This window comes from Plantibacter auratus (assembly GCF_050587365.1).
In the GTDB taxonomy this organism is placed as follows: Bacteria; Actinomycetota; Actinomycetes; order Actinomycetales; family Microbacteriaceae; genus Plantibacter; species Plantibacter auratus.
This window is the reverse complement of the sequence record NZ_JBOBFV010000002.1, coordinates 951,444-977,977: the sequence shown is the minus strand read 5'-3', so window position 1 is coordinate 977,977 and position 26,534 is coordinate 951,444. Positions and strand designations below refer to the sequence as shown.

23 protein-coding genes and 1 tRNA gene are annotated in these 26,534 nt (G+C 66.1%); 13 read left to right on the top strand and 11 right to left on the bottom strand.

Annotated elements, in window-relative coordinates:
• Positions 1–229 precede the first annotated feature (229 nt).
• Positions 230–475: a cell division protein CrgA gene (locus tag ACQ3HE_RS11840; RefSeq protein ID WP_064294026.1), complete on the bottom strand. Its 246-nt coding sequence runs from the start codon at positions 473–475 to the stop codon at positions 230–232.
• A 78-nt stretch (positions 476–553) separates the two neighbouring features.
• On the opposite strand from ACQ3HE_RS11840, the gene ACQ3HE_RS11835 reads away from it, so the two are divergent.
• Genes ACQ3HE_RS11835 through ACQ3HE_RS11825 form a run of 3 tightly spaced genes read left to right on the top strand, consistent with a single transcriptional unit; the run spans position 554 to position 2,156 of the window.
• Entirely contained in the window at positions 554–1,360 is an 807-nt protein-coding gene (locus ACQ3HE_RS11835) for a class E sortase (RefSeq protein WP_139382341.1), read from the top strand.
• 2 nt (positions 1,361–1,362) lie between these two features.
• Positions 1,363–1,524 carry a hypothetical protein gene (locus ACQ3HE_RS11830; protein WP_164486886.1) on the top strand — a complete coding sequence of 54 codons (162 nt, stop codon included), beginning with the start codon at positions 1,363–1,365 and terminating at the stop codon, positions 1,522–1,524.
• On the top strand, positions 1,521–2,156 hold the full coding sequence (locus ACQ3HE_RS11825) for an anthranilate synthase component II (RefSeq protein WP_430892898.1): 636 nt from the start codon (positions 1,521–1,523) through the stop codon (positions 2,154–2,156). The genes ACQ3HE_RS11830 and ACQ3HE_RS11825 overlap by 4 nt, the downstream gene beginning before the upstream one ends.
• A gap of 94 nt (positions 2,157–2,250) precedes the next feature.
• Here ACQ3HE_RS11825 and pknB read toward each other — a convergent pair whose 3' ends face one another.
• From pknB to ACQ3HE_RS11790, 7 genes are all read right to left on the bottom strand, one after another.
• Positions 2,251–3,942, bottom strand: coding sequence for a Stk1 family PASTA domain-containing Ser/Thr kinase (gene pknB, locus ACQ3HE_RS11820; protein WP_079704330.1), 1,692 nt, complete (start codon positions 3,940–3,942; stop codon positions 2,251–2,253).
• Between the two features lie 104 nt (positions 3,943–4,046).
• Entirely contained in the window at positions 4,047–5,792 is a 1,746-nt protein-coding gene (locus ACQ3HE_RS11815; RefSeq protein WP_079704331.1) for a protein kinase domain-containing protein, read from the bottom strand.
• Complete coding sequence (locus tag ACQ3HE_RS11810; RefSeq protein WP_079704332.1) at positions 5,789–7,264, bottom strand: peptidoglycan D,D-transpeptidase FtsI family protein; 1,476 nt, start codon at positions 7,262–7,264, stop codon at positions 5,789–5,791. The genes ACQ3HE_RS11815 and ACQ3HE_RS11810 overlap by 4 nt, the downstream gene beginning before the upstream one ends.
• Entirely contained in the window at positions 7,261–8,658 is a 1,398-nt protein-coding gene (locus tag ACQ3HE_RS11805; RefSeq protein WP_079704333.1) for an FtsW/RodA/SpoVE family cell cycle protein, read from the bottom strand. The genes ACQ3HE_RS11810 and ACQ3HE_RS11805 overlap by 4 nt, the downstream gene beginning before the upstream one ends.
• Positions 8,648–9,892, bottom strand: a complete 1,245-nt coding sequence (locus ACQ3HE_RS11800; RefSeq protein WP_229939185.1) for a Stp1/IreP family PP2C-type Ser/Thr phosphatase — start codon at positions 9,890–9,892, stop codon at positions 8,648–8,650. Before ACQ3HE_RS11800 ends, ACQ3HE_RS11805 begins: the two co-directional genes overlap by 11 nt.
• Before the next feature lie 4 nt (positions 9,893–9,896).
• Entirely contained in the window at positions 9,897–10,433 is a 537-nt protein-coding gene (locus ACQ3HE_RS11795; RefSeq protein ID WP_430892897.1) for an FHA domain-containing protein FhaB/FipA, read from the bottom strand.
• Complete coding sequence (locus ACQ3HE_RS11790) at positions 10,430–11,176, bottom strand: FHA domain-containing protein (RefSeq protein WP_124767843.1); 747 nt, start codon at positions 11,174–11,176, stop codon at positions 10,430–10,432. The genes ACQ3HE_RS11795 and ACQ3HE_RS11790 overlap by 4 nt, the downstream gene beginning before the upstream one ends.
• A 238-nt stretch (positions 11,177–11,414) precedes the next feature.
• Here ACQ3HE_RS11790 and ACQ3HE_RS11785 point away from each other — a divergent pair.
• Positions 11,415–11,501: transfer RNA gene (locus tag ACQ3HE_RS11785), tRNA-Leu, on the top strand.
• 433 nt (positions 11,502–11,934) lie between these two features.
• On the opposite strand, the gene ACQ3HE_RS11780 is transcribed toward ACQ3HE_RS11785, so the two are convergent.
• Positions 11,935–12,591, bottom strand: a complete 657-nt coding sequence (locus tag ACQ3HE_RS11780; RefSeq protein WP_411557290.1) for a response regulator transcription factor — start codon at positions 12,589–12,591, stop codon at positions 11,935–11,937.
• Complete coding sequence (locus ACQ3HE_RS11775) at positions 12,572–13,858, bottom strand: sensor histidine kinase (RefSeq protein ID WP_430892896.1); 1,287 nt, start codon at positions 13,856–13,858, stop codon at positions 12,572–12,574. Before ACQ3HE_RS11775 ends, ACQ3HE_RS11780 begins: the two co-directional genes overlap by 20 nt.
• Before the next feature lie 292 nt (positions 13,859–14,150).
• On the opposite strand from ACQ3HE_RS11775, the gene lanKC reads away from it, so the two are divergent.
• From lanKC to ACQ3HE_RS11755, 4 genes are all read left to right on the top strand, one after another.
• Positions 14,151–16,757, top strand: a complete 2,607-nt coding sequence (gene lanKC, locus ACQ3HE_RS11770; protein WP_430892895.1) for a class III lanthionine synthetase LanKC — start codon at positions 14,151–14,153, stop codon at positions 16,755–16,757.
• A 145-nt stretch (positions 16,758–16,902) separates the two neighbouring features.
• Complete coding sequence (locus tag ACQ3HE_RS11765; protein ID WP_124767847.1) at positions 16,903–17,625, top strand: ABC transporter ATP-binding protein; 723 nt, start codon at positions 16,903–16,905, stop codon at positions 17,623–17,625.
• Complete coding sequence (locus ACQ3HE_RS11760) at positions 17,622–19,550, top strand: FtsX-like permease family protein (protein WP_430892894.1); 1,929 nt, start codon at positions 17,622–17,624, stop codon at positions 19,548–19,550. Before ACQ3HE_RS11765 ends, ACQ3HE_RS11760 begins: the two co-directional genes overlap by 4 nt.
• A gap of 59 nt (positions 19,551–19,609) precedes the next feature.
• Positions 19,610–21,277, top strand: coding sequence for an ABC transporter ATP-binding protein (locus ACQ3HE_RS11755; protein WP_430892893.1), 1,668 nt, complete (start codon positions 19,610–19,612; stop codon positions 21,275–21,277).
• A gap of 521 nt (positions 21,278–21,798) precedes the next feature.
• On the opposite strand, the gene ACQ3HE_RS11750 is transcribed toward ACQ3HE_RS11755, so the two are convergent.
• The gene (locus tag ACQ3HE_RS11750) at positions 21,799–22,968 is read right to left on the bottom strand and encodes a low temperature requirement protein A (protein WP_430892892.1); all 1,170 of its coding nucleotides are present in this window, start codon (positions 22,966–22,968) and stop codon (positions 21,799–21,801) included.
• 122 nt (positions 22,969–23,090) lie between these two features.
• Here ACQ3HE_RS11750 and ACQ3HE_RS11745 point away from each other — a divergent pair, with 122 nt between their 5' ends.
• Genes ACQ3HE_RS11745 through ACQ3HE_RS11725 form a run of 5 tightly spaced genes read left to right on the top strand, consistent with a single transcriptional unit; the run spans position 23,091 to position 26,530 of the window.
• Positions 23,091–24,164, top strand: a complete 1,074-nt coding sequence (locus tag ACQ3HE_RS11745; RefSeq protein ID WP_430892891.1) for an ABC transporter permease — start codon at positions 23,091–23,093, stop codon at positions 24,162–24,164.
• Complete coding sequence (locus tag ACQ3HE_RS11740) at positions 24,161–24,583, top strand: hypothetical protein (protein WP_192018859.1); 423 nt, start codon at positions 24,161–24,163, stop codon at positions 24,581–24,583. The genes ACQ3HE_RS11745 and ACQ3HE_RS11740 overlap by 4 nt, the downstream gene beginning before the upstream one ends.
• Positions 24,580–24,804 (top strand): helix-turn-helix transcriptional regulator, encoded by a 225-nt coding sequence (locus ACQ3HE_RS11735; protein WP_079704339.1) that lies wholly within the window; start codon positions 24,580–24,582, stop codon positions 24,802–24,804. The genes ACQ3HE_RS11740 and ACQ3HE_RS11735 overlap by 4 nt, the downstream gene beginning before the upstream one ends.
• Entirely contained in the window at positions 24,801–25,760 is a 960-nt protein-coding gene (locus tag ACQ3HE_RS11730) for an ABC transporter ATP-binding protein (protein ID WP_430892890.1), read from the top strand. Before ACQ3HE_RS11735 ends, ACQ3HE_RS11730 begins: the two co-directional genes overlap by 4 nt.
• Complete coding sequence (locus ACQ3HE_RS11725) at positions 25,757–26,530, top strand: ABC transporter permease (protein ID WP_430892889.1); 774 nt, start codon at positions 25,757–25,759, stop codon at positions 26,528–26,530. Before ACQ3HE_RS11730 ends, ACQ3HE_RS11725 begins: the two co-directional genes overlap by 4 nt.
• Positions 26,531–26,534 lie beyond the last annotated feature (4 nt).

The window sequence follows — 26,534 nt, the reverse complement described above, 5'->3', positions numbered from 1 at the left end:
ACCTTGAAGGTTGACGGAGTTATCCACAGAGTTATGAACACTGGGGATAATTACACCGGTGTGGTTCCCCGTGTTTCCGGGACTCCCGGCGGTTCTCCACACGGACATGTGGATAACTCGGAAGTTCTCCACATTCCTGTGGAGAACTCGCTACAACGGATGCCCGGTACACGAAACAGCGGGCCGTCCGAGAGGACGACCCGCTGTGCACGACGTGAAGTGAGGGAGGCTAGCGCCACCTGGTGGTCATGAGGAAGCCGATGAAGGCGATGCCGAAGCCGACGAGGATGTTCCACGGCCCGAGTGACTGGATCGGGAGCAGCGTGCCGCTCAGGTAGTAGACGACGATCCAGGCGAGGCCGAGGAGCATGAAGCCGAACATGACCGGCTTGAACCAGACCGCGTTCGGTGCGGGTTCGCCGCTCGTCTGCTCGGGTTCGCGGGACGGTTTGCTTCGTGACTTCGTGCGTGCCATGCCGACATTCTACCTGTTCACCCCAATCGGTGCCTTGGGGATCAGCCGATCCCGAGTTCTTCTCGGTAGAATCCATGCGTGACCGACGACCTACCTTCGCGAGCGAGCGCACGCGCCGCTGAGCGCAGAGCGCCGTCGAAGCACCGCATCAGCGTCTTCGGGGTGGCCGGCGAGCTGCTCATCACCGCAGGCATGGTGGTCCTGCTGTTCCTCGCCTGGCAGCTCTGGTGGAACGACATGATCATGGCCGGCAGCCAGGCGAACGCCGCGTCGAGCCAGTCGCAGGAGTGGATCAAGAACGCCGAGACCGCTCCTGCGCCCGAACCGACCGTGGATGCGACCGGCGCGCCGAACTACGGTGAGCCGCCCGTCACCGCCCGCCCCGCGCCGGGCGACCCGTTCGCGGTGCTCTACGTGCCGCGATACGGCGCCGACTACCGCCGCGTCGTCGCCGAGGGTGTCGACACCGCGACCGTCCTCAACAGCTTCGACCTCGGTGTCGGTCACTATCCGAGCACCCAGATGCCCGGAGAGGTCGGCAACTTCGTCGTCGCCGGTCACCGCAAGGCTTACGGCGGTGCGATGACCCTGATCAGCGACCTGCAGATCGGCGACAAGGTCTACGTCCAGACGGCCGACGGCTACTACACCTACGTGTTCCGGAACATCACCTACGTGTTGCCCACCCAGGTGGACGTCCTCAACCCCGTCCCCCAGGTCGACGGTGTCGCACCGACGCAGCGCATCCTCACCCTGACCACCTGCAACCCGCTCTATTCGACGGCGGAACGCAGTATCGCTTACGCGGTGTACGAGTCCTGGCAGCCGCTGTCCGCCGGGCCGCCCGCCGAGATCGCCGCGTCCGTCGCGGCCGCTGGAGGCTGACGATGTACGGCGCACTCTGGAGGGTCCTGCCCGGACCCGTGTGGCTGAGGATCATCATCCTCGTCGTCCTGTTCGTCGCGGTCGTTGCCGCACTCTTCACCTGGGTGTTCCCCTACGTGGACTCGTTCATCGTCGATCAGAATGTGACCGTCGGAAACGAATGACCCGCGTCCTGGTCATCGACAACTACGACAGCTTCGTCTACACGCTGAACGGGTACGTCGAACAACTGGGTGCAGAGACCGTCGTCGTGCAGAACGACGGCATCGCGCTCGACGACCTCGAGCAGCGGATCCTCGGGTTCGACGGCGTACTCGTCTCACCCGGACCCGGTCGGCCCGCTGACGCCGGGATCTCGCTGGCCTCCGTGCGCGCGGCGTACCGAACCGGGACGCCACTCCTCGGAGTGTGCCTCGGCCACCAGGCGATCGCCGAGGCGTTCGGAGCGACCGTGCACACCGCCGACGAGCTGATGCACGGACAGAGTTCGCTCGTGGAACACGACGGCAGTGCCCTCTACCGCGGAATCCCGCAGCAGTTCAACGCCACCCGGTATCACTCGCTCGCGGTCGTCGACGTCACCGTGCCCGAGGAGCTCGTCGTGACGAGCCGCACGACCGGCGGCGTGATCATGGGGCTCCGCCACCGCGACGCCCCGGTCCATGGGGTGCAGTTCCATCCGGAGTCCGTGCTCTCCGAGGGCGGCTACCAGCTCCTGGCGAACTGGCTCGAGACGACCGGGCTCACCGGAGCGCATCAGCGGGCACGAGGCCTCAGCCCACTCATGACCCGGTAGGCCCTTCGACAGGCTCAGGGACCGGAGAGCCTGTTCAGGGACCGGAGAGCTTGCGCAGGGACCGTCCTTCGACAGGCTTAGGAACCAGCGCAGCCTACGGACCGGTGCAGTAGGTGAGCGTGATGACGGACTTCTGGGGGATGTCGCCTGGTGCGGGAGACATGGCCGTAACCGGGTCGCCGGCGACCGCCTTACACGTCGCGTCGGCCTGCGGCTGCACGGTGAACTGCCTCGTCGCATCCTGCAGGTAGTTCGTCGCGTCGAGGAGCGGCTGCCCGACGACGTCGGTCAGCGTCACGTTTCCGCTGGAGACGACGAGGTTCACCGTGGACCCCTGGTCGACGGAGGTACCCGCTCCGGGATCCATCCGCAGCACGACACCCGCCGGCACGGTCGGCGAGTTCTCCCGGGTCACGGAGCCTTGCGTGAGGCCGGCGGCGGCGACCGCAGCCCACGCGGCCTCGGAGGATTGGTTGACGACGTCGGGGACCTGGACCTGCGCACGGCCGGTCGACACGTAGACCTTGATCTGTGTGTTCTTGGTGACGGTGGTGCCGCCGGGTGGGTCCGTACGGATAACGTGCCCGGCGTCGTAGTCGCTGCTCGCTTCATCGAACTTGGTGGGGACGAGTTCGAGCTGCTCGATCGTGCTGTTCGCACTCTCCCACGTGGCGTCGACGAGATCCGGCACCTCTCGCGAGTCCGTGGAGATGCTCGTCGCGGGCGGCAGCTGCACCACCCAGAACACGAGGGAGAAGAGGATGACGGCGATACCGGCGATGGCAGCCCAGATCCACACGACCGGCGGCCGGCGCTGGGTACGCGTGACGGTGTCGTCCGAGGTGAGCTGACGGATCGCCTGCTCGGTGCTGGACGCAGCCGTCGGTGATGGACCGAACAGTGAGTCGTGGTCGTCGCGTCGGACCGGAACATGGCCGGCCCCGGCTTCGTCGAGATCCTCACGGAACTCGACGGCGCTCTGATAGCGCTCGAAGCGATCCTTCGCGAGGGCGCGGAGGACGACCTGGTCGAGCGCCGGCGACACCTTCGGGTTGATCGAGCTCGGCTTCACCGGGCGCTCGCTCACGTGCTGGTACGCGACGGCGACGGCGGTGTCGCCGCGGAAGGGCGCTTTACCCGTCAGCATCTCGAAGAGGACGACGCCGGTGGAGTAGAGGTCGGTCCGGGCGTCGACCGTCTCGCCCTTGGCCTGCTCGGGCGAGAAGTACGCGGCCGTACCGAGGATGGCTGTCGTCTGGGCGACCGTCGTGGACGAATCGGAGACGGCGCGTGCGATGCCGAAGTCGGTGACCTTGACGTCGCCGGCCGTGGTGATCATGACGTTGCCCGGCTTGATGTCGCGGTGCACGACGCCGGCGCGGTGGGAGTACTCCAGCGCGGTGAGGATGCTGTGCGCGATGCGCACCGCCTCCTCGGAATCGACAGGGCCCTCGGCGATGAGGTCCTTGAGCATGCGCCCTTCGACGTACTCCATGACGATGAACGGCTCGATGAGGTCGTGCCCCGAGCCGTCCTTGACCCGCTCCTCGCCGGCGTCGTAGACACGGACGATCGTGGGGTGGGCCATCCGTGACGCGGCCTGGGCCTCTTGACGGAAGCGGGACCGGAACGCGGGGTCGGTGGCGAGCGTCGACTTCAGGACCTTGATGGCGACGGTGCGACCGAGCTTGGTGTCTACGCCGCGGAAGACGTTGGACATGCCCCCGCGACCGATGAGGTCGCCGACGACGTATCGGCCTGCGAGCAGGCGTTGATCGTCAGCCACGTACCACCCCTGAATTCGCTTGGAGGACAAACACTAACAGCTTACTCGGGCACCCTTCGAGTGCTCTCAGGGATGACCCTGAGAGCACTCGTCGCGGCATCCGCCTACTGCTCCTTGATGACGTTGACCGACTCCGAGGAAGGCGATCCGGAGGAGGTACCCGTGCTGCAGCGGATCGAGTACGACACCGAGAGCGTGCCCACGGTGTCGACCGTGATGGTGCCCGTCGTGGTGTTCGCGTCGAACTGGCCCGAGGAGTTGTTCTGGAAGTACCCGCCCGAGACGGCGACGGTGTAGCCGAGGAAGTCGGCCCCGGTCGGGCAGGCGTTCTGCACGGCGAGCCAGTCGACCTTGATCGAGGTCGAGGTCGCGTCCTTCGGGATGACGAGCGAGCCGTCCTCCAGCACCGACTTGTCGAGCTTCGGTGCCTCGGTCGGCGGGTTGATGACCGCGATCTCGTCGTAGACGGTCAGCGTGATGGCCGAACCGGTCTTGACGTTGCCCGTCGGGTTGACGTCGTAGACCGTGTCGACCTGCTCAGGCGTCGTGGCGGGGTTGCCGACGTTCTTGGAGACGCTGAAGTTGTACGGTGCAGCACTGAAGATCGTGTTGAGCTCGTCGAAGGACCGGCCCTGGAGGTCGCTCAGGTTGATCGGGAACACCGTGGGCGTGGGCGTCGGTGTCGGCGTCGGGGACTTCGTCGGCTTCGGAGTGGCTGAAGTGGTGGTCTCGGACGGCGTACCGCCCCCGGCATCGTTGCCCTGGTTGGCGAAGACCGCGATCAACGAGCCGACCAGCACGATGACGAGCAGGGCGACGAGACCGATGAGCGGCCAGGTCCACTTGCTGCGCTTCTTCTTCTCGCCCTCTCCCTCGACGTCGTCCTCGAGCTGGTCCGCCTCGGCGGCGGACAGCAACTGCGTGGTCGCGTCGTCGGCTGCGGGCATCCGGCGGGTCTGGTCCATCACGGTGGTCGCGGCGTCGCCGGCTCCACCGAGGATCATCGGCACGGCTGCGGCGGCGGCGTTGAGGTCGCCCCGACGGAGCGCCTGAGCGGCGCGCGCGACGTGGGCGGACGATGCCGGACGGTCGACCGGGTTCTTCGCGATCATCGACATGACGAACCGGCGGACCGGCTCGGCGATCGTGACGGGGAGCTCCGGTGGCTGCTCGTTGATCTGCGCCATGGCGATGGCGACCTGCGACTCGCCCGTGAACGGACGGCGTCCGGCGAGGCACTCGTACGCGACGATGCCGAGCGAGTAGATGTCCGTCGACGGCGAGGCGGGGTGTCCGCTCGCCTGCTCGGGCGAGAGGTACTGCACGGTGCCCATGACCTGACCGGTGGCCGTGAGCGGCACCTGGTCGGCGATCCGGGCGATGCCGAAGTCGGTGATCTTGACGCGACCGTCCGGCGTGATGAGCAGGTTGCCCGGCTTGATGTCGCGGTGGACGAGGCCTGCGGCGTGCGCGGCCTGGAGCGCGGACGAGGTCTGCGCGACGATGTCGAGCACCTTGTCGGTGGGCAGGACACGTTCGCGCTCGAGCACGGTGGACAAGGCCTCACCGGGCACGAGTTCCATGACGAGGAACGCGCTGCCGTCCTCCTCGCCGTAGTCGAAGACGTTGGCGATGCCCTCGTGGTTCACGAGTGCGGCGTGCCGCGCCTCGGCACGGAAGCGCTCGAGGAACCCGGGGTCCCCCATGTACTCGTCCTTGAGGATCTTGATGGCGATGGTCCGGCCGATGACCAGGTCAGTGGCCTGCCACACCTCGCCCATGCCACCGATCGCAATGCGAGATTGCAGTTCGTAGCGACCTCCGAAGGTCAGCCCGGCTGTCGGTCTCATTTGTTCAGCACCGCCTCTAGTACTTTCTTCGCGATCGGCGCGGCCACGAGGTTGCCGTAACCGTCCTGTCCGAGTCCACCGCCATCTTCAACAACGACCGCCACGGCGACCTTCGGGTCGTCCGCGGGTGCGAAACCGGTGAACCACAGCGTGTACGGATCGTCGGATCCGTTCTGTGCCGTGCCTGTCTTTCCAGCCACATCGACCCCATCTATTCTTGCATTAGTCGCAGCACCGCTCTGGACGCCCTGGACCATGATGTCCGTGATCTCCTTGGCCACCGAACTCGAGATCGGCTGCGACAGCTGCGCCGGTTCGAACTCCTTGAGGACACTCAGATCGGGGTTCACGACGCGGTTCACCAGCTGCGGGTTGCAGACGATGCCACCGTTCGCGATGCCGGCCGAGACCATGGCCATCTGGAGTGCCGAGGCCCGCACGGTGTACTGCCCGAAGGCGGCCATGGCGGTCTGGTCGTCGCTCAGCGCGTTCGGGAAGGTGCTCGGCTGCATCGGCATGGGGTTGAGTCCCGTTCCGGTGATGTTGACGTCCATGTTGAAGCCGAAGCTCTGCGCCATGTCGCGGATCTTCTCGTAGCCGAGTTCGACACCGAGTTCCGCGAGCGGGATGTTGCAGCTGAGCTCGACGGCTGTCGCGATGGACACCGTCGCGCCTCCGCCGCAGCTTCCGCCCTCGGAGTTGCGGATGACGGTGCTCGTCCCGGGGAGCGTGTATGTGGACGGGTTCGGGAACTCCGACTCCGGCGTGTAGTCGCCCGACGCGAACGCGGCGGCCGCGGTGACGAGCTTGAACGTGGAGCCGGGCGGATCGAGGTCGCCGTCGACACCCTTGTTGAGGAGCGGCTGGCGGTCGTCGTCGTCGAGGGTCCGGTAGGCGTCGAGCACGGCCGCGTTGTCGTGGCTGGCCAGGACGTTCGGGTCGTAGCCTGGGCTCGACACCGAGGCGAGGATCTTGCCCGTCTTCGGCTCGATGGCGACGATCGCGCCCTCCTGGTCGCCGAGTGCGTCGAAGGCGGCCTGCTGCACGACGGGGTCCAGGGTGACCTCGACCGCCGCACCCTTCGGAGCCTGGCCGGAGATGAGCCGGTTGATGGAGTCGAGGAACTGGGAGTTCGACGTACCGCTCAGGTACTCGTTCGTCGCGAGTTCGAGACCGGACGAGCCCTGGGTGGGCGAGAAGTAGCCGGTGACGGGCGCGTACAACGGGCCGTTCGCGTAGACGCGCTGGTACTTGTATTCGTCGTCACTGGCGACGGACGAGGCGATGGCGGTCCCGTCCGTGAGCAGGATGGGACCTCGCTCCGTCCGGTAGCTGTCGTAGAGCGTCCGTGTGTTGCGACCGTCGGCGTTGAGGGTGTCGGCCTGGAACATCTGGATGATGGTGGTCGACCCGAAGAGCGCCAGGAACATCGCCAGGACGACGATGCTCACCCGCTTGAGTTCGCGATTCATGAGACCACCGCCTTGGGTTGGGTTCGGACCGTGTCGGAGATGCGGAGCAGGACGGCGATGATGATCCAGTTCGCGACGAGCGACGACCCACCGGCCGCCAGGAAGGGTGTGGTGAGCCCCGTGAGCGGGATGATGCGGGTCACGCCGCCGACGACGACGAAGACCTGCAGCGCGACGGTGAACGCCAGGCCGATCGAGAGGAGCTTGCCGAAGTCGTCGGTGCCGGCGTAGCCGACTCGGAAGCCCCGCGAGACGAGCAGCAGGTAGAGCGCGAAGATCGCGAAGAGGCCGGCCAGACCGAGCTCCTCACCGAGGCTGGCGATGATGTAGTCGCTCTGCGGGACGGGCGTGATCTCGGGCATGCCCTGGCCGAGCCCGGTGCCGAGCAGTCCGCCGTGGGCGAGGCCGAAGATGCCCTGCACGAGCTGGTAGCTGCCGCCGTCGCGGTCGAAGACCTCCGGGTTGAAGGCGTCCCACCAGTTGTGGAAACGACCGGCGACGTAGGAGAGGGTCTGGCCGGCGATGAACGCACCGGCGAAGAACATCGTCAGGCCGATGATGATCCAGCTGGCGCGGCTCGTCGCGACGTACAGCATGACGAGGAACATGCCGAAGTAGAGCAGACCGGTTCCGAGGTCGCGCTGGAAGACGATCACGCCCATCGCCATCGCCCAGACCACGAGGATCGGGCCGAGATCGCGCAGACGGGGGAACTGGATCCCGAGGAACTTCTTGCCGACCATCGAGAGGCTGTCGCGCGTTCGCACGAGATAACCGGCGAAGAAGACCGCCAGAGCGATCTTCGCGATCTCGCCGGGCTGGAAGGTGACCGCGTCGCCGATGCCGATCCAGACACGGGCGCCGTTGACCTCGCGACCGATGCCCGGCAGCAGGGGCAGCAGGAGGAGGACGAAGGCGAAGAGGCCGGCGATGTAGGTGTACTTGAAGAGGACGCGGTGGTTGCGGATGATCAGCACCACGGCGATGGCGCCGGCGATCGCGATCGCACTCCACACCATCTGTCGGACCGCGGCGCTCGCCCAACCGGAGTCGCCGAGCGCGATGTCGATCCGGTAGATCTCGGCGATCCCGACGCCGCCGAGCACGGTGGCGATCGGCAGCAGGAAGGGGTCGGCCTCCGCCGCGGTGTAGCGCAGCACGATGTGGAAGGCGAGGACCAGCAGTGACAGGCCCGAGCCGAAGGTGATCAGGGCGAAGTCGAGGTGTCCGAGGGCCCCGAGCTGCACGAGCATGACCGCGACCGCGTTGATGGCGAACGCGAAGATGAGGAGCGCGAGCTCGAGGTTGCGGAGCTTCTTCGGCAGCCGGAGCCGGCGCATCGTCTTGATGACGCCGGTGTCGGCTTGGATGGGGGCTGCGACGTCACTGGTCATCGGTCACCCGCAATCGCTTCACGATGTCGAGGGCCTCGGTGAACGAGGACGCGCTGATGGTCTGGTCGACGGCCTGGCGGTCGAAGTCGGAGAGCGAGCCGAGCGGGATGCCGGTGTCCTCCTTGACGTTCGAGAGTTTGATGGGGCCGACGTCCTGCTGGATGCCCTGGTAGATGACCACTGTGTCGTCGTCGCCGCCGACGAAGTACCGGGTCTGGGTCCACGCGTACCCGAGCACGACACCACCGACGATCGCGACGATGACCACGATGAGACCGACGAGCCAGGTGATGCGCCGACGTCTCGCGCGACGCTCGTCCTCTTCGATGAGCTCGTCGAGGTAGTCCTCGGAGGCGGGCTCGAAGTGGGAGTTGCCGAGCGAGGTGACCCGACCGGGGTGCAGCCAGCTGTTGGGGATGAGTGAGGGCTTCTTCACCGACGGGGTGAGTGCGAAGGCCACGGGCTTCGAGGCCGAACCGACGACGACGGGCTCGCCGTCACTCACCGGCTCGTCGACGATGTCGACGACCACGACGGTGACGTTGTCCGGTGCACCGCGGTCCAGGCTCTGCCGGACGAGCTTCTCGGCAGTGCGCTGCGCCGACAGCTGCTCGGTGAGGGTCGCCGTGATGTGCGTCTCGTCGACCACGCCCGAGAGACCGTCCGAGCAGAGGATCCAGCGGTCACCCGGCTGCGTTCCGAGCGTCATCGTGTCGATCTCGGGGGAGGCGTCGACGTCGCCGAGGACGCGCATCAGCACGGATCGGCGGGGATGGACCATCGCCTCCTCCGCCGTGATCCGGCCGGAGTCCACGAGACGCTGGACGAACGTGTGGTCGACCGTGATCTGGCTGAGCTCGCCCTCACGGAAGAGGTAGATCCGGGAGTCGCCGATGTGGGCGATGGCGACCTCGTTGCCGATGACTGCGAGCGCGGAGACCGTGGTGCCCATGCCGGTCAGCTCGCGGTGCTTCGAGACCGTGTCGCCCAGGATGGAGTTCGCCGCGAGGATCGCCGACTGGAGCGTCGCCTCAGCGGCTTCGGAGGACGGGTACGGCTCGTCGGCCTCGATGATGCGGTTGAGTGCCATCGCCGAGGCGACGTCACCGCCGGCGTGGCCGCCCATGCCGTCGGCGACGACGAACAGGTGGTGCCCGGAGTAGCCGGAATCCTGGTTGTTTGAGCGCACTTTACCCACGTGGGAGAGCGCTGCGCCGGCGCCGCTGGTCGTCACCGGGTTACCGCCGCAACTCGAAACTGGTCTGGCCGACCTTGACGGGGGTGTCGAGTGGGATCTGCGTCGGGACGCTCACGCGCTTGCCGGCGAGGAAGGTGCCGTTGGTGGAGTCGAGGTCCTGGACCATCCACTCGTCGTTCCAGAGCATGAGGCGCGCGTGATGCGTGGACGTGTAGTCGTCGCGGATGATGAGGCCGGAGTCCGCTGAACGACCGATGGTGATCGGCTCGCGGCCGAGCGGGAGCTCGGTGCCCTGCTTGGGGCCGGACACGATGACGAGGCGCGAGGTATTGTCGACCGTGGCGCGCGGAGGCGTGCCGCTCGATCCACCGACAGCGGGCCGACTGGGGGCCGGGGCGGTCGCGGCGCGCATCGGCTGCGGTGGGGTGGCCGGAGCTCCGTTCGACGACTGCTGCTGCGGCTTCCGGACGCGCGGTCCGAAGAGGTCGGTGCGGAGGGCGTAGACGATGCCGAAGACGAACGTCCAGAGCAGGAGCAGGAAGCCGATGCGGAGGACCAGCAGGGTCAGTTCGCTCACGCGCCGTCCCCCCACGAGTCGCCGAAGGACGACACATCGTGACGTCGGGTCGCATCGCTCATCTGGCGATCGGATCCACCGGCCTTGGCGACCACCCGGAACACGATCCTGGTGCGGCCGATCTCGATGACGGAGTCGGGGGAGAGGGCCGCCTGGCGGAAGGACTGGCCGTTGAGCTTCGAGCCGTTCGTCGAGCCGAGGTCGCGCGCCTGACCGGCGTTGCCGTCCCAGAGGATCTCGACGTGCTTCCGTGAGGTGCCGGTGTCGGGGATCGTGATGTCGGCCTCGGTACCGCGGCCGATGACCGTGCGGGCCTGCGTGATCGGGTAGCGCTTACCGCCGATGTCGAGCACGGGTGCCCAGGTGACGGAGCCCTTGAGGTTGACGCTGTCGATCTGCACGAGGCCGTCGGGGAGGGAGCGGTCGCCGGAGAGCTTGATGGTCACGGCACCTGGAAAGGAGTACCCCTGGCTCTTGGCGTGCTTCTGGACGAGCGAACCGAGCTCGTCGATGAGGGAGGGGCCGATGGCGTCCATGCGCTCGAAGTCGGTGGGGGACATGCGGACGGTGAACTTGTTCGGCACGAGGATGCGGTCGCGGGAGACGACGGCGGCCTTGGTGTCGAGCTCGCGTCGGAGCGCGCTCGTGATCTCGACCGGCTGGAGTCCGGACTTGAAGGTCTTCGCGAAGGCGCCGTTGACGGCGCGCTCGAGTCCCTTCTCGAAGTTGTCCAGAATGCCCACGGTCTCTCGATTCGTGTCGGTGTCCAGGCAATGTTAGACGGTTTGCCTGCACGCGAGGCCAATCGACGCGGGCGCCGACGCCAGGTGTTCACCCGCTCGGCAGCAGGAGATCAGCATCGGCGCAGGGCCGTCCGACCCGTTTCCTCCTGCCTTGGCGCGGATCTCCGGTGTTCTACCGCGCGGGTTCCGCGTGCTATCCTCGATAAGTTGCCGCGAGAGCGGTGACGTCTGGTGTCTCGCGCGAGTGGCGGAATTGGCAGACGCGCTGGCTTCAGGTGCCAGTGCTCGAAAGGGCGTGCGGGTTCAAGTCCCGCCTCGCGCACCAGGGCGGGTTCACGTAAAAACGCGAATCAGTTCATGAAATGCGAGTTCGGCGGTTGCCTCGGTGAAAATCGAGGCAACCGCCGCTTCATTTTCGGGCCTCAGCGTGGTTCGTGAGCGCGGATCCGCGCTCGCCGCGTTCTGTGTCCACGACGAATAGCCTCTTGAGGGGTTGTTCGGTCTTGCTTTTCGATTGCGAGCGAGTCGTTCGGACTACGCGGGAGGTGCGAGCGCGCCGACTGTTGCCGGCCGAACATTAGCCAGGTTCGTGGCGGAGAACTTCTTCCTGTGCTTGATGCCCTTGTTCACAGACTCGACCTGGTTGCGCTGACCGTAGGCCTTCTTCCACTCAGCGGTTCCCCACGAGTATCGCTGAAGATGACGGCGTGAGTCTTTCCAGGAACATCGTGCCTCTTTCTGCGGTGCTGTCGGGGAGATCAGGGGGTACGTGATGCTTGCAGGTACGTGAGCACTGCTTTCACACGCCGGTTCTCATCTACGGGGCTCAGGCCGAGCTTCTGGAAGATGCGTCCGACGTGCTTACCGACCGCGGGGTCGCTGAGCACGAGCTTCTCGGCGATGGCGGCGTTTGATTGGCCGTCCGCCATGAGAATGAGGACTTCGATCTCCCGTGGCGTGAGCGTATCCAACGGGCCGGGGTGTGCGCTGCTGAGGAGGTGCTGGACCACATGAGGGTCGATAGTCGTCCCCCCGCTGGCGATGTTCTGCAGTGCGCCGGCGAAGTCACGCACCCGGTTAATGCGGTCCTTGAGCAGATACCCGACGGCCCCTTCGGGCAGTGTGAGGAGACGGCGGGCGTTCATGTCCGCGAGGTACTGCGAAAGGACGAGGATCGGCTGGTGCGGGTGCTGCTCCCGGATGCGAAGGGCGGCCTGCAGGCCGTCGTCCTTGTTCCCGGGTGGCATGCGGACGTCGGTGATGATGATGTCGGGAGCACTGTCCAGTCGCGCGTACGCTTCCTCCAGCTGGGGTGCCGTCTCGGCGGCGCCCACCACCGTGTGGCCCAGCCGCTCGAGCAGAGCGATGAGTGCTTCACGCAGTAGCGCTGAGTCCTCAGCGATCAGTATTCGCATGTAAGGCGTTCCCTTCTTCGGGTAGGGGGAGGTCCATTCGCAGGACGGTGGGTCCGCCGGCGGGGCTTGTGACTTTCAGATGACCGTTGAGAGCCTCTGCACGTTCGGTGAGTCCCCGTAGTCCGGTTCCGTTCCGTTTGTCGGCACCGCCTGTTCCGTTGTCGGTCACGGTGACGATGAACGTCTTGCCATCGGTGCCGGTGGCGACCACGGCGGAGGAGGCGGATGCGTGCTTGGCGATGTTCGTGAGGGCCTCTGCGACCAGATAGTAGACGGTGGTCTCGTGTGCGGCGGGGAGGTGAACGCTGGGGTTCCCTTCGACGGTCACTCGAAGGTGGCTGCGCTCAGCGAGCTCCTCGAGGGCCGCGCGGAGTCCGTAATCGGTGAGTACTGAAGGATGGATCCCGCGGACCGTGTCACGGAGGGTCGTCATCGCATGCTCCGCCTGAACCTGGGCTTCGTCGACCGCTCGCAATAGCTGAGTGGTGTCAGTGCCTCTCGCGGCGAGCTCGTCCACTTCGAGGCCGATCATCCCGAGTCGTGCGCCGAGCGCGATGAGTTCTTGCTGTACGCCGTCGTGCAGGTCCCGTTCGATGCGACGGCGCTCCGCGTCTGACGACTCGGCGAGAGCACGGCGCGAGTTGATGAGACGCTGGATGTTCGCGTCGACGCCGCGTGCTTTCGGCCCGCACAGGAGTCGCAACACACATGCTTGACCAGTTGCGAGACACGCGTTGATGTAGCCGAACAGGATCAGCACGACGAGGGTGATGAGCGCGACTGGCCACCAGTTTGTGGGGGTCATGACCCCTTCGGCGTCTCCGAAGAACTGGGTCGGTGTGGGTCCGGTGATACCGGCGGCAGCGACCATGCCGAGCGCCAGAAGTGTGATGGTCTCGAAAAACAGCACGATGAGTGCGAGGAGGGCGCAGACAAGGTCCCAGATGAGCGCCAGTGCCTCGCGCCACGTCGCACGTTCTGTGAGGCGGATGTTGATCCAGTGGTGACGCTCGCTGGCATCGACCGTGGCGTGGTCGCTCATCTGCACGGGGAACCCGAGAAGGCGTGTGCGTCGGCGCTCCATGGATCCGAGGACGAGACCCCAGAACGGCAACAGTAGGAATGTGAAGATCACAAGCGGGACGAGAGCTGCTCCAACGAGCACACTCAGCATCAGGTAGATGAGTGCCCGCCACGGCCAGCGGCTGAGAACGAAGCGCCACGGGGGCAACCTCATCGCCTTCCACACGTGACTCGCCGTCGTCATGGGTCCAGCCTAGGGATCCCCCACGCCGGGCATCGCCAGCGGCACCGAAAGGTATAGCCAGCCCTACCTCGAAGAGTAGGGCAGGACCCATCGTGCGGGTGCTCAGGGCTGAGATTCGATGGACGTCAGGCGCCACCCGCCAGGAGGAGTCAGCCAGGAACGCAGCGGAAGGAGATGCCATGACAGACAGCCGATGTCAGGCATCGTCAACGCTCGGGGCCGCAGCGACAAAGCCGGTGCGGGTCGCCCGGACCAGTCAGCCACGTGAGGCCTGATGTACCGCAATCACTCCATGCTGCGGTTGCAGCACTGCACGCCCGGCGAGGCGTACTACGAACAGTCGACCACCGCTGCATCGGGTCGCCACTTCTCACACCCCGCGCCCCCCACCTGGTCGCTCTCGAAGTTCGGCCCATGGGCGACGCTTCACCCGGACGATGGTGGCGTTCTCCCGCGCCAGGGGTGGAAGGTACACGTCAGCACTCGCCCGGAGCAGGCGCGAGACGCGCTCCGCACCGTCGGCGACATCTGCGTCGAGCGTGGTGTCCCCTTCAAGTACCTCTCTGACGAGACCGAACTGCGCCGAACCAGCATGAAGTACGCCAACCGTGGGTCGGCAGGCAAGTTCATCACTGTCTTCCCCCGCACCGATGAAGAATTTTGCGAACTCCTGCCACTGTTCGATGAGGCTCTTCGCGGATTCGACGGCCCATACATTCTGTCGGATGTGAAGTTCGGCGAGAGTCCCGTCTACTTCCGTTACGGCGCCTTCTTCCTGGACCGCCTCGAGCATGCGGACGGTTCGGCGGGCTACGCCATTCAGAGCCCAGACGGAGAGAAAGTTCACGACAGTCGCGCCGCCGTCTTCACGCTGCCGAGCTTCGTTGATCCCCCGGCCTTGATCCGTGAACTTGTCGAGGAGCGACTCAGTCCGACGCCGGGGGTGTTGGAAGAACTTCTGCATCCGTACGTCGTGCGCTCCAGCTTGCATTTCAGCAATGCCGGCGGTGTGTACCTTGCTGACGCCGGATCGAGTCAGGTGGTCTTGAAGGAGGCGCGGCGATGGTCGGCGTACAGCTCGGACTCCACCGACGCGACCTCGCGGCTGCGGAGTGAACACCGGGCTCTGAAGCAGCTCGCCAGCGTGGGCGCCGTCGTCAATGCCATCGAGTACCGGGTTATCGGCGAGCATGAGTTTCTCGTCGAGGAGTACATTCCCGGGCTCACGCTCCAGTCCTGGGCAGCCAGCAACTATCCGTTCAGCACGGAGGAGACTGTCCTCGCCGACTACGCTGCACGAGCTCTGCCACTCGCCCGGCAGGTGATCACCACGGTCGATCAGATTCATGATGCAGGCTGGAGCATTCTCGACCTGCAGCCGAAGAACATCCTGGTCGACGGCGACCGTGTCCGACTCATCGACCTCGAAGCCGCCCGTGAGATGGATGACTCCGCGGTCGGCAGTATCGGCACCCCGGGCTTCATACCCCACGCGCAGACTTCGAACCGTGACCGCGACAGGTACGCGCTCGCTGCCGTTGTCCTGCACTTGTTCTGGCCGTCGCTGGCCGGGGCGTTCGACCCGTCCGTGCTGACCTACCGGGCACAGAAGGTTGCGGAGCAATTCCCGGAAGACGTCGCGAACGTCGTCAACACCTTGGTCGACGCTGTGCCCCCGGACGCGATGGCAACGTCGCACCCGTACCGCCACGCCACAGGCCTTGCTGTGACTCCAGGTAGACAAGTCTTGGAGCAGGTGTGCAACGGCATCGAAGGAACCCGACGTGACGGACCCCGCCGATTCCCCGGGGACGCGACACAGTTCGCAGACGGAGCCAGCGCCTTGCTGAACATCGAGACGGGAGCCGCAGGCGTGATCCTCATGCTCGCAAGAGCCGGCCGCGACGTCACGCAGGACCACAGGTGGTTGAGCGCGCGCCTTCGAGAAGTGGACGACATTCCGTTTCACGGTCTCCTCCGCGGAACCGTGGGCATCGCGGCCGCACTCGCCCAGCTCGGCGACACTGCAAGTGCCGAAGTGATCCTCGCGGCTGGAGAGGTAAGCGCCGACCCCGGACATGACCTATCCGTGCGGAGTGGCTTGGCAGGCACGATCCTCGCTCTGTGCGATGCTGCCTTCGCGGACACAGACTCCGCTCGCGACATGCGCGACCGATACGCCTCGTTGCTCGCCGCCCGTGTCACAGGCGGAGGGGACCTCCGTAGCCCTCACTCGGAAACCGGTAACACCATCGGGTTGTTCGACGGGTGGTCGGGTGTCGGAATGGTCTGCCGCCGGCTCGCGGAAGTCACCGGGGACGCCTCCTGGGATCACCTGATGCACCTCTGCTTCCAGCGCGAGCTGCAGCAGCTCACCGCAGCGGACAACGGGACCCTTCGTGTGGACTACTCGCGTGTCTCCTACGGCTACCTGTCGGAGGGTGCCGCGGGGATCGCGTTCACTCTCGCACAGTGCGCGCCGACCCACTACCGGGACGAGATCGCACGACTCGCTCAGACGGTCGACGGCATCATCAGCATGAACGGCGGCCTGTTTCGGGGGACTGCTGGCATCGCCTGCGCGCTCCTGTCCGCTCCGCTCTCTTATGGGGGCAGCGAACGGGTCCGGTTGATGTCTTTCACCGCCGAGAACTTCCTCTTCCGTGGGAGCGACCCTGACGCGCTGGTGATGCTCGGAGACAACGGATACCACCTCTCCGCGGACTACTCCACGGGAGCTGCCGGCTACGTCGGCGCGCTCCTCGCCTTATTCGAAGAGAACCCGGACGACTGGTTCCCGGTGACTCTTCCCAGACCATTTGACGATGACATGGAAGGAGGTGAACACAATGAGCGCATTGCTTTCTTTGCAGGGCCTGTCGAACGAGTCCGGGCCTGAGGTCGGTGTCTTCGGATCCGGCATCAGCATGTGGTGTGACGGCGACAACAGCGGTATCAGCATCTCCTGCGGACCGAACTGATACACGGACGTGTGGGGCGCGCGGCGACGCGCGTCCCACGCTTCTTCTACGAAAGGGCAGCACATGCTCACAGCAACCGGACTCGGGCACACGTTCTCGAACGGGCGGGTGGAGACGCTCGCGCTTGACGGTGTCAGCTGCACATTCGAGCCTGGTTCCTTCACCGCCATCATGGGCCCGTCTGGCTCCGGGAAGTCCACCCTCCTCTACTGCCTCGCCGGTCTCATCCGCGCGTCAGCGGGAGCCGTCACCTTCGACGCCACGGAACTGACCACCGCGAAGCAACGTCAGCTCGATCTTCTCCGACGTGACGAATTCGGTTTCATTTTTCAGAGCTTCAACCTCATCGATGCTCTGACAGCGTTGCAGAACGTCACACTGCCCTCCCTCTTTGGGGGAGCGGCGATACCGCGTGAGCAGGCCGTGAATGCCCTGGCCAACGTTGGGCTCTCTGAGAAGGTCAAGTCGTACCCGGCAGAGCTTTCCGGTGGGCAGCAGCAACGCGTGGCCATCGCACGCGCCCTCGCTCAGACCAGGCGCGTGATCTTCGCCGATGAACCGACTGGAGCGCTGGACCGCAAGAGCGGTTTCCTGGTGATGGACCAGCTTCGTCGGTTCCGGGACGTCGGCACTTCTGTTGTCATGGTCACTCATGATCCCCAGATCGCTGCATACGCCGACCGGGTCCTGTTCCTTGTCGACGGGCGACTCGTGGACACGATGGACGCCCCGACTGCGGAGGCCGTCAGCTCTCGCATGACGGGGCTGGAGAGCGCCGCGCGATGACTGTGGCTCAGCAGCTGCCCGTCTCTCTGGGGTTTGTGCGTCGCCATCGAGCGGCGTATGTCGGGGTCGCCATCCTTCTCAGTATCGCCACGGTCGTCGCGACTGCGGAGATGGTCTTGTTCACCGGCCTTGCAAGCGGGCAGGCGGTCCGGATCGATTCGATGTCGGAGTTCGATGCCCGCGTCGTTCGGGCTGCTGTCAGCGCATCGCAGGGCATCCTGCAGGTCATGTGCTTCACCACGGTGGTGATCGCACTCGTGCTGGTCTACTTGGGCTTCCGGAACATGCTCGCCTTGCGGCGCAGAGAACTCGGCCAGCTTCGTCTCGCAGGAGCGAGTGTGTTGCGCGTTCGCGTGATGGTTACCGGTGAGGCGTTCGTCTTCGCCACGTTGGTCGTGATCCCGAGTGTCCTCATCGGTGGGCTGCTCGCCCACCCCTTCTATCTCCTGCTCCAGGCCGTGGGCGTGTTCGGGAAGACTCTGCGGGTGGATTTCGGTTTCCCGGTCCTCACTCTGGCCCTGGTCGCGGGAGGGATGATCCTCTGCTCTATGGTCGCCGCGTGGTTGAGCCTTCGCTCCAAGCAGACCAACGATGTTCTCGCCGCTCTCGAGGCGTCTGCGACGGGCACACAGGGCAAGAAGATGAGCGCGATTCGTATCGTCATCGCAGCCGCGTCCGTCGTCGGGCTCGCCGCATTCCTCATTTTCATGCCGGACACCGGGAGCGAGAACCCTGTCGCCTCAATCATCGTCCCGCTGCTGATCATCTTCCCCCTCGGCGCACTTGCACCAGTCCTCGTTCCGGTGGTCGCGCGAGCGTTGGGCTGGCTCCTCAGGCCCCTGATCGGCGGCTCGGGTGTCCTCGTCGCGCAGCGCGCCTCCCGCGACTCGCAACGGTTCGCATCCAACGTCCTCCCGCTGCTCATCCTGATGGGCGTCATGGGCGGGTTCGCCATCGGTGCAGGGCCTGATCAGGCAACCATGCAGGATGATTATCACTCCAAGCTGGATGCTGACCTCATCGTCGAGCCGTCATCCGTCAAGGATGCCGACACCGTCACCGGCGACATCGGGAATATGCAGGGCGTGAACGCGGTCGTACGTTCCGCAGCAACTACCCGGCTCATCGAACAGGGGCGCGCGGACGGCACCTTCCTCACCGTTTTCAACTTCGTAGACCTCGACGCTTACCAGGACGTCTTCGAGACGGACGTGACAACAGGCGACTTCGACAGCGCCGGTGGCGCGGCCGTCGTCTCCACACGGGAGAGCGACAAGGTCGGAGACACCGTCACGGTCGAGGCACCGAGCGGAACCACGGCCACCCTCACCGTCGCCGCCGTCATCACCTCCCGGATCTACACCGGACTCCTCGTCGACTGGGAGATGCTGCGGACCCTGGACCCGGAGGTGTGGGACATCCGTGTGTTCGTGAGTGCGCACTCCGCCGCCGTCTCCGACATCACCGCGCGCGTCGACGACCTCGCCCCGACGATGACGAAAGACGAGTTCATCCAGACGCGTGTCGAACTTCGCCAGAGCAACGCTGCCACCGGAAACATCGCCTTGTTCGGCACCATCTATGGTCTCGCCATCGTCGCCATGATCCAAGGCCTCACCGCGTCCGTCATGAATCGCCGGGGCGAGTTCCGACTCCTGAGCCTGCTCGGGATATCCCGCGCTCGGACGATAGGCACACTGCTCTCAGAAGCCCTCGTTCTCATCGTGTCCAGCGGTGTGCTGCTTGCCGGCGCGTTCGCCTTCATTGCATGGCGATATCTCGCGCAAGACCCGACGAAGATGGCCACCGCTGTCGGCGCCATTCCATGGGGCGACATCGCTCTCACGTTTGTGGGTATGGGTCTCCTTTTCACCGCCACAGTTTTCATCGCCGCAGTGGTCGCGACCAGGAACACCCAGCGATGATCCGAAGCAACACCCTCCGAGACTTCATCCGACGCCATCGTTGGCGACTCGGAGGACTGGTGGCGCTGTCCCTCGTGGGAGCGGGGCTGGGGCTTGCCCAACCGTTGCTGCTGCAACAGATGTTCGATGCCGTGACTTCCGGGTCAGCGCCGCTTCCTGCGGTGCTGATCCTGACTACGGTGGTTGTCGCTCAGGCGCTACTCGCCGGGGTGGAGTCGTATGCTCTTGCTCGCACCGCACACGACCTCATCCTCGAACTGCGGACACGCGTGTCGGCACGCATCGTGTCGTTGCCAATGAGTCGCGTGCAACGGGTGCCACAGGGTGAGTTCCTCTCTCGAATGATCTCCGACACCGCCGCCTCATCATCCGTTCTGACGACGGGTGTATTCAAACTCCTCGCTGCGGTCGTCACCTTCGCGGTCGCGGCCGTCCTCATGGCCACCATCGACCCGATTCTGTTCGCTCTCTCGTTGGTGATCACCGTTGTTGCTACGGTGCTGTCCACCGTCGTGGGGCGACTGGTGCGCTCAGCGTCCGGGAGAACTCAGGCGGCGACCGCGACGCTCGCAGGCAGCTTCGAACGCACGCTGACTGCGCTACCGCTGATCCGAGCCTACGGAGTGGGCGGACAGCAGCTTGCCCTCATCGCAGCCGACGCCAGTGACGTCAGGACGAACGCAATCAAGGTGGCGCGGTTGGGTGCATACATGCAACCAGTCATGACCCTCGCCACCCAAGCGCTCCTCATCGTCACACTTGCTCTCGGTGGCGTCCGAGTCGCTGAGGGCAGTCTGTCACTCGGAGGGCTCATCGCGTTCATGATGTACCTCATGATGATGGTCGGACCGGTCTCTCAGGTCGGTTCGACGTTCGTGAGCATTCAGACGGGACTTGCGGCGATAGACCGCGTCGATGAAATTGTCTCCGCGCCGCAAGAGAGCGATCTCCTGTCGGATGACACTCACGCCGACTTGGGGTGCGCGGGTGAGGTGCTCGTCGAACTCGAGAGCGTTACTTTCGAGTATCCGCAAGCGTCGGCCGGGTCGGCGACTCGCATCGGGCCGCTCGATGTCACGATCCGTGACGGTGAGCACGTCGCTCTCGTGGGCCCGTCCGGGTCTGGGAAGTCCACCGTGTTCGCTCTTCTCGAGAGGTTCTACGAACCCAGCAGTGGCACCATACGGATGCGTGGAGTGCCGGCTCACGACGGCCCGCTCGGCGATTACCGAGCTCGTATGGCGTGGGTGCCGCAGAACTCGCCGCCGGTGGGAGGAACCGTTCGAGACAATCTCGACATCGAGCACCGCGGCCTTCCGGACAGTGCGCTCTTGCAGACGTTGGCGGACGTGGGGCTGTTCGCCAGTATAGGCGGGGACGTCCTCGACCGACCTGTCGCAGTGTCAGGTAGCAACCTCTCAGGAGGTGAGCGGCAGCGGCTGGGTGTTGCCCGAGCATTGCTCTCTGAACGAGAGATGCTGCTCCTTGACGAACCGACATCGAGCCTTGACGCCATCTCCGCCGAGGGACTGTCGTCGCTGCTGCGGGAGCGTGCGCAGGCGAAGACCATCGTTATGGCCTCCCACCGTCTGGCGGAGGTACGCGACTTCGACAAGATCATCGTGATGGAGCACGGACGCATCGTGGACGTCGGAGCGCACGACGAGCTCCTCGACAGATGCGAGCTCTATCGGACACTGTGCACGCAGCAGCACGTTCCTGCGTGAAGGCAACCCTCATGGCAGCATGAACACACGACCCAGGGTATGAGCGTCATGACCGAGAAGCCGCGTTGCTCCCATGGGCCTAGGATCGCGTACCCGTCAGCAGCGGAATAACGGTCGGCGGCCGCTCCCCGTCCGTGGGCGTGTACTCGCTCCCGTGCGGGGTGCGTGCCGTGGCGATATCGAACAAATCTCGAGGCGCGCGAGCCTGGTCGATGAGGGATTCCCGGGTAATTCCTGCGGAGTAAGTAGCTCGATGGGGGCCGGCAGCAGTGAAGGTTGCTCTGTCGCAGTGGCGAGCCCGGGCTCTTGGCGGCGCGCGCAGGCAAGTTCAGATCCGCGGAATCTCAAGGGTTTCCGGGGCATCGCGGAAAAATCGGGGGGCTTAGCGTGGAAAGCACCAAAAACCCCCTTCTGCGAGCCCCGCTCCCGACTGGGATCGCGGATTTCATGAACCCTCCCACCAGTGAATGTGACACGAAGGCCCCCGAGGAACCGGGGGCGTTCGTCGTTTCCGGGGTCGTTCAGCGAGCCGGTTCCCGTCGTTCACGGACGCGCTGCACCTCGAGGACGACGACCGCGACACCGACCGCCGTGGCCGTCCCGAGCACGGTCACGATCGGGAGTGCCGCTGAGGCGAGGACGACCGCGGCCGCCCCGAGGAATAGCGCGGAGGCACCGGTGGAGATCCGCCCGCGGAGGAGTACGAACCACACCGCGACCATGAACACGGCGACCGGCACTGTGAGTGAGAACGAGGCGTCGGCAGCTGGGAGATGCTCGCTGGCCTCGGTCAGCAGGTCGAGTTCCACCTCGATCCCCGCGGAGACGGCACCGGCGGCGGCGAAGACGACGTAGTGGGCATACCCGAAGGCGAACCCCTGGCGGGACGAGGCCAGGCGACCCCCCTGCTCCCGGCTGAAGTAGATCCACCACATCCCGGCGGCGAGGACGATGCCTGCCACGGCCAGGCCGACGAGCCCGTCGATCCGCTCGTCACTGTTCGCCGCGTCGATGATGGCGTTCGCCGAACCGAGCAGGCTCTCGCCGAGCAGGATCAGCGTGAACAGGCCGTACCGCTCGGCGACGTGATGCGGGTGCCAGGGCGTGCGGTGGACCCGTTCCGCCCAGACGGGCACGAGCACCTCGAGCAGCATCGCGGGCCAGAAGGTCCAGAACTGCCCCTCCACCGGAAGGGCCAGTCGCGCGACCCAGAGGACCTGCACGAGGCTGATCCCGATCGCGAACCGGAGGGCCACCGCGCGTTGCTCCGGATCCGACAACGCGAGTCGCAGCCACTGCGCCACCATCGCCAGTCGCATGATGACGTAGCCGATGGTGATGATCGCCCACTCGCCGTCGACCATGGCGTCGTGCACGCCGGCGGCGAGCACGAGGACCCCGCCCATCTGCACGATGGTGGTCATGCGGTAGAGCCAGTCATCGGTGTCGAACGCGGACGCGAACCAGGTGAAGTTCATCCACGCCCACCAGATGGCGAAGAAGATCATCGCGTAGGAGACGGTCGTCTCCGCCGCGTGACCCTCGACGATCCCGTGGTGGAGGTTCTGCGAGGCCTGGGAGACGGCGACGACGAACACGAGGTCGAAGAGCAGCTCCAACGGGCTCGCCACCCGGTGCCCCTCGCCGGGGTCGCGGCCGGTCATACGGAGGAGACCCAGTCGGTTCAGCACGATCCCATCCTGCCGTGCCTGTCGTTGCCAAGGAAGCTTGACACGTCGCCGGATGACAAGCATGCTTGACGTATGTCAGGTTTCCTTGTCATTTCGGACTCGATCGTCCAGATGCGCCGACGATGACGAACGACAGGTCGGCCCGCTGCGGCGGCGCCGCGTTCCGGCGGCTGGCGTCGATGAGCGCTCGCGACGTGCTCAGGAACCCGCTCACCGGGATCTCGATGTGGTTCATGACCGGCATCATCCTCGTGATCTACGTCTCCATGTGGCTCGCGTTCGTCGTCCTGGGCCCTGCTCCGGTCGCAGCGCTGGACACGGACGAACCGGGAGTCTCGTCGGCGCTCGAGCGGGCCGGTGTGCAGGTGGTCGCCCCCGACGACCCCGATCGGAACACGCGGGTGACCGTGCACGAGGGGCGCGCCCTGGTGGTGCTCGACGCTGCGGACCAGGCTGCATGGGACCCGATCTGGCGAGGGATGCGCGACGCAGGCGTCCCGGCCCACGGGGTGACGGTGATGGACGACGAGGGTGACGTGAAGATCGACCCGCTCCAGGAGAACCTCGGCATCGTGGTCCTGGTCGGGGTCGCGAGCCTGGCGTTCATCGGCACGACCGTCCCACTCGTGGCGATGCGGGAGCGCGGGCTGCTCCGGCTGCTCGGCGTGACGCCGCTCCGCCGGTCGACCTTCCTCCTCGCGCAGCTCCCCTTGCGCGCGCTGGTGGCGGCGGGGATCCTGGTGCTGACGACCGGGATCGCGGTCTGGCGCAGGTACGTCGACGGTGTGGACCTCCTGGCCCTGGGGGTCTCGTTCCTCCTCGGAGCGGCGATGCTGTTCGCTCTGGCGCTGGTGTTCGCCGCGCGATCGCGGAACGCCGAGGCGACACAACAGACGATGGTGATGGTGACGATCGGGCTCGTGTTCGCGTCGGGTGGGCTCCTGCCGCAGTCCATCCTTCCCGCCGCCGTGCAGGTCGCCATGAACTGCCTGCCGACCACCTGGTTCGTCGCCGCCGCGAGTGCCTCACTGACCGGGGCCGAACCGTTCCTCCCCGTCCCCGCGCTCTGGGGGCTCATGTCGCTCGTCACCGTCGCAGCAGGCGTGCTCGCCGTGCGGTGGTTCGAGTGGGATCAGTCCGAGCGTGATGGGCGGGCGACCACGATGTCCGACACGCAACGAGAGGTGGCTGCATGAACGAGCACACGACACGGGGATCGACACCGCAGGAGCGTCGTGCGTCCCGTAGATACATGTGGGAGATCGCGGCCGGTGCCGTCGGGTTCCTCGTGACGTTCCTCTTCCTGCCGGAGCTGTTCCCCACCGAGCCGGGATCGCCCGCAGCCGTCGCGGTCGCACTCGTCCCGCTCGTGCCGGTGGTGTGGATCGTGATCGCACTCATCCGACACGTGCGCCGCGTCGACGAACTGCAGCGCGGCGTGATCGTGCTGAGTCTCGCCATCGGGTTCGGTGCGGCGATGCTGATCAGCCTCGCGGTCGTGTTCCTGTCGACCGCCGGTGTCGTCGTCCCCCAGCCGGAATGGTGGGTGTTCATCGGCGGGATGGCGGTCTGGGGCGTGACCATCGGTGTCGTCTCCTTCCGGGCCACCCGATGAAGAACGACGTCCGCGCCCTGCGCACCGAACGCGGGTGGACCCAGGTCCAGTTCGCTGAAGCACTCGGCGTCTCCAGGCAGACGGTGAACGCACTCGAGACCGGGCGTTACGACCCGTCCCTGCCGTTGGCGTTCCGGGTCTCCGCACTGCTCTCCCGCCCGATCGAGGAGATCTTCTTCCCGGGTGAACACGATGCCCCGCCGTCTGGAGGACGACGATGAACGAAGCGGACCGAGTGGTCGTCACCGTCGACCGGCTCAGCAAGCGCTACGGCGACCGGAGCGTCCTGCGCGACGTCTCCCTCCGAGTCCACGCGGGGGAGGTGTTCGGGCTGCTGGGACCGAACGGCGCCGGGAAGACCACCACGCTCGAGACCATCGTCGGACTCCGCCGTCCCACCGACGGAACCGTCCGGGTGCTCGGGCGCGACCCGTCGGTCGACCGCCGATACGTGACCGAGCGGATGGCGGTGCAGCCGCAGGCCGCCACCCTGTTCCCGACGCTCACGGTCGCGGAGACGCTCGACCTCTTCGCGTCGTTCTACCGCGACGTGCGGCGTCCCGAGGAGGTCTTGGACGAGCTCGATCTGGGGGAGGCACAGCGCGTGCGCGTGAAGCACCTCTCAGGTGGCCAGGAGCGTCGCCTGTTGATCGCCATCGCGTTGATCGGCAATCCCGAGATCGTCGTCCTCGACGAGCCGTCGGCCGGACTGGACCCGCAGGCCCGACGGAACCTCTGGGGCATCATCCGGCGCCAGCAGGAACGCGGGACCACGATCCTGCTCTCGACGCATCACATGGACGAGGCCACCCAGGTCTGCGACCGGATCGCCGTCCTCGTAGACGGCTCGATCGCCGCCTCGGGGGAGCCGGAGACCCTGGTCCGGGAACACGCCGCGACGGCCACGGTGACCTTCGAGGTCCCCGGCCGGACCACCGCGGACGAGCTGCGTTCCCACGACATCCCCGGCGAGATCACCGTGACGGCGAAGGGCGCCGTCAGCCTGGTCGGGATCGTGACCGACGACCCCGACGCCGTGCTGCGCCGACTCACCTTCTCCACCGGTCTCAGACCGCGGGGGTTCCGAGTGGCGCACGGGTCGCTCGAGGATCTCTTCATCGATCTCGCGAATCGGCCGACGTCCGCAGCCGACGGCGACCGGGCCCACAGCCCATGAGCACGACGCCTGCGTTCCCAGCGCAGGTCCGGAGCTTCGCTGCGGCCCACGCGCGCGACCTCGTCCGGGACCCGCGCTCGATCATCGCACTCGTGGCGAGTTTCCTCGCCTTGATCGGACTGCTCGGGGGTGTGGACGCCCTCGTGGCGACGGCGTCCGGTACGCCTGCCGGTGTGCTGGAGCGCGCCCTCCCGCTCGTTTCGAGCACGGGATCGATGGCGATCGCCTTCATGCTCACCACGGTGCCGCTGGTCCGGCATCGCAGCACTGGCCTGCTGCGGGCGCTGTCGACCTCGCCGGCCCGTCGCGACGCCTATCTGCTCGGACACCTGCCGATCCGCGTGGGGTTGGTCGTCGTCGAGGCCGCGGTGATCATCGCCCTGGCCGCCTGGACGGTGCCCACCCGTCCACTCTCCGACCTCGTCGCGATCGCCGGCACGATCCTGCTCGGTGGCGCGATGCTGCTCGGCTTCGGCTACCTCCTCGCGGCGCGGTTGTCGAACCCGGACATCGCCATGCAACTCGCGTACCTGCTGCCGATGCTCGCTCTCGCCACGTCCGGGGCCCTCTTCCCGCTCGCGATCCTTCCGGAGTGGGTCGCCGGTCTCTGCCGGCTCCTGCCCACGACCTGGATCGTCGGCGCGCTCGAGGCGACCATCTCCCAAGGCCCTCAGCCCGTGCCGCTCGCGGTGGTCTGGGGCCTGATGGCGGCGTGCGCGCTCGTGTCGGGTCTCGCGGCCGCTCGGCTCCACCGATGGGACGTCGGCTGATCGG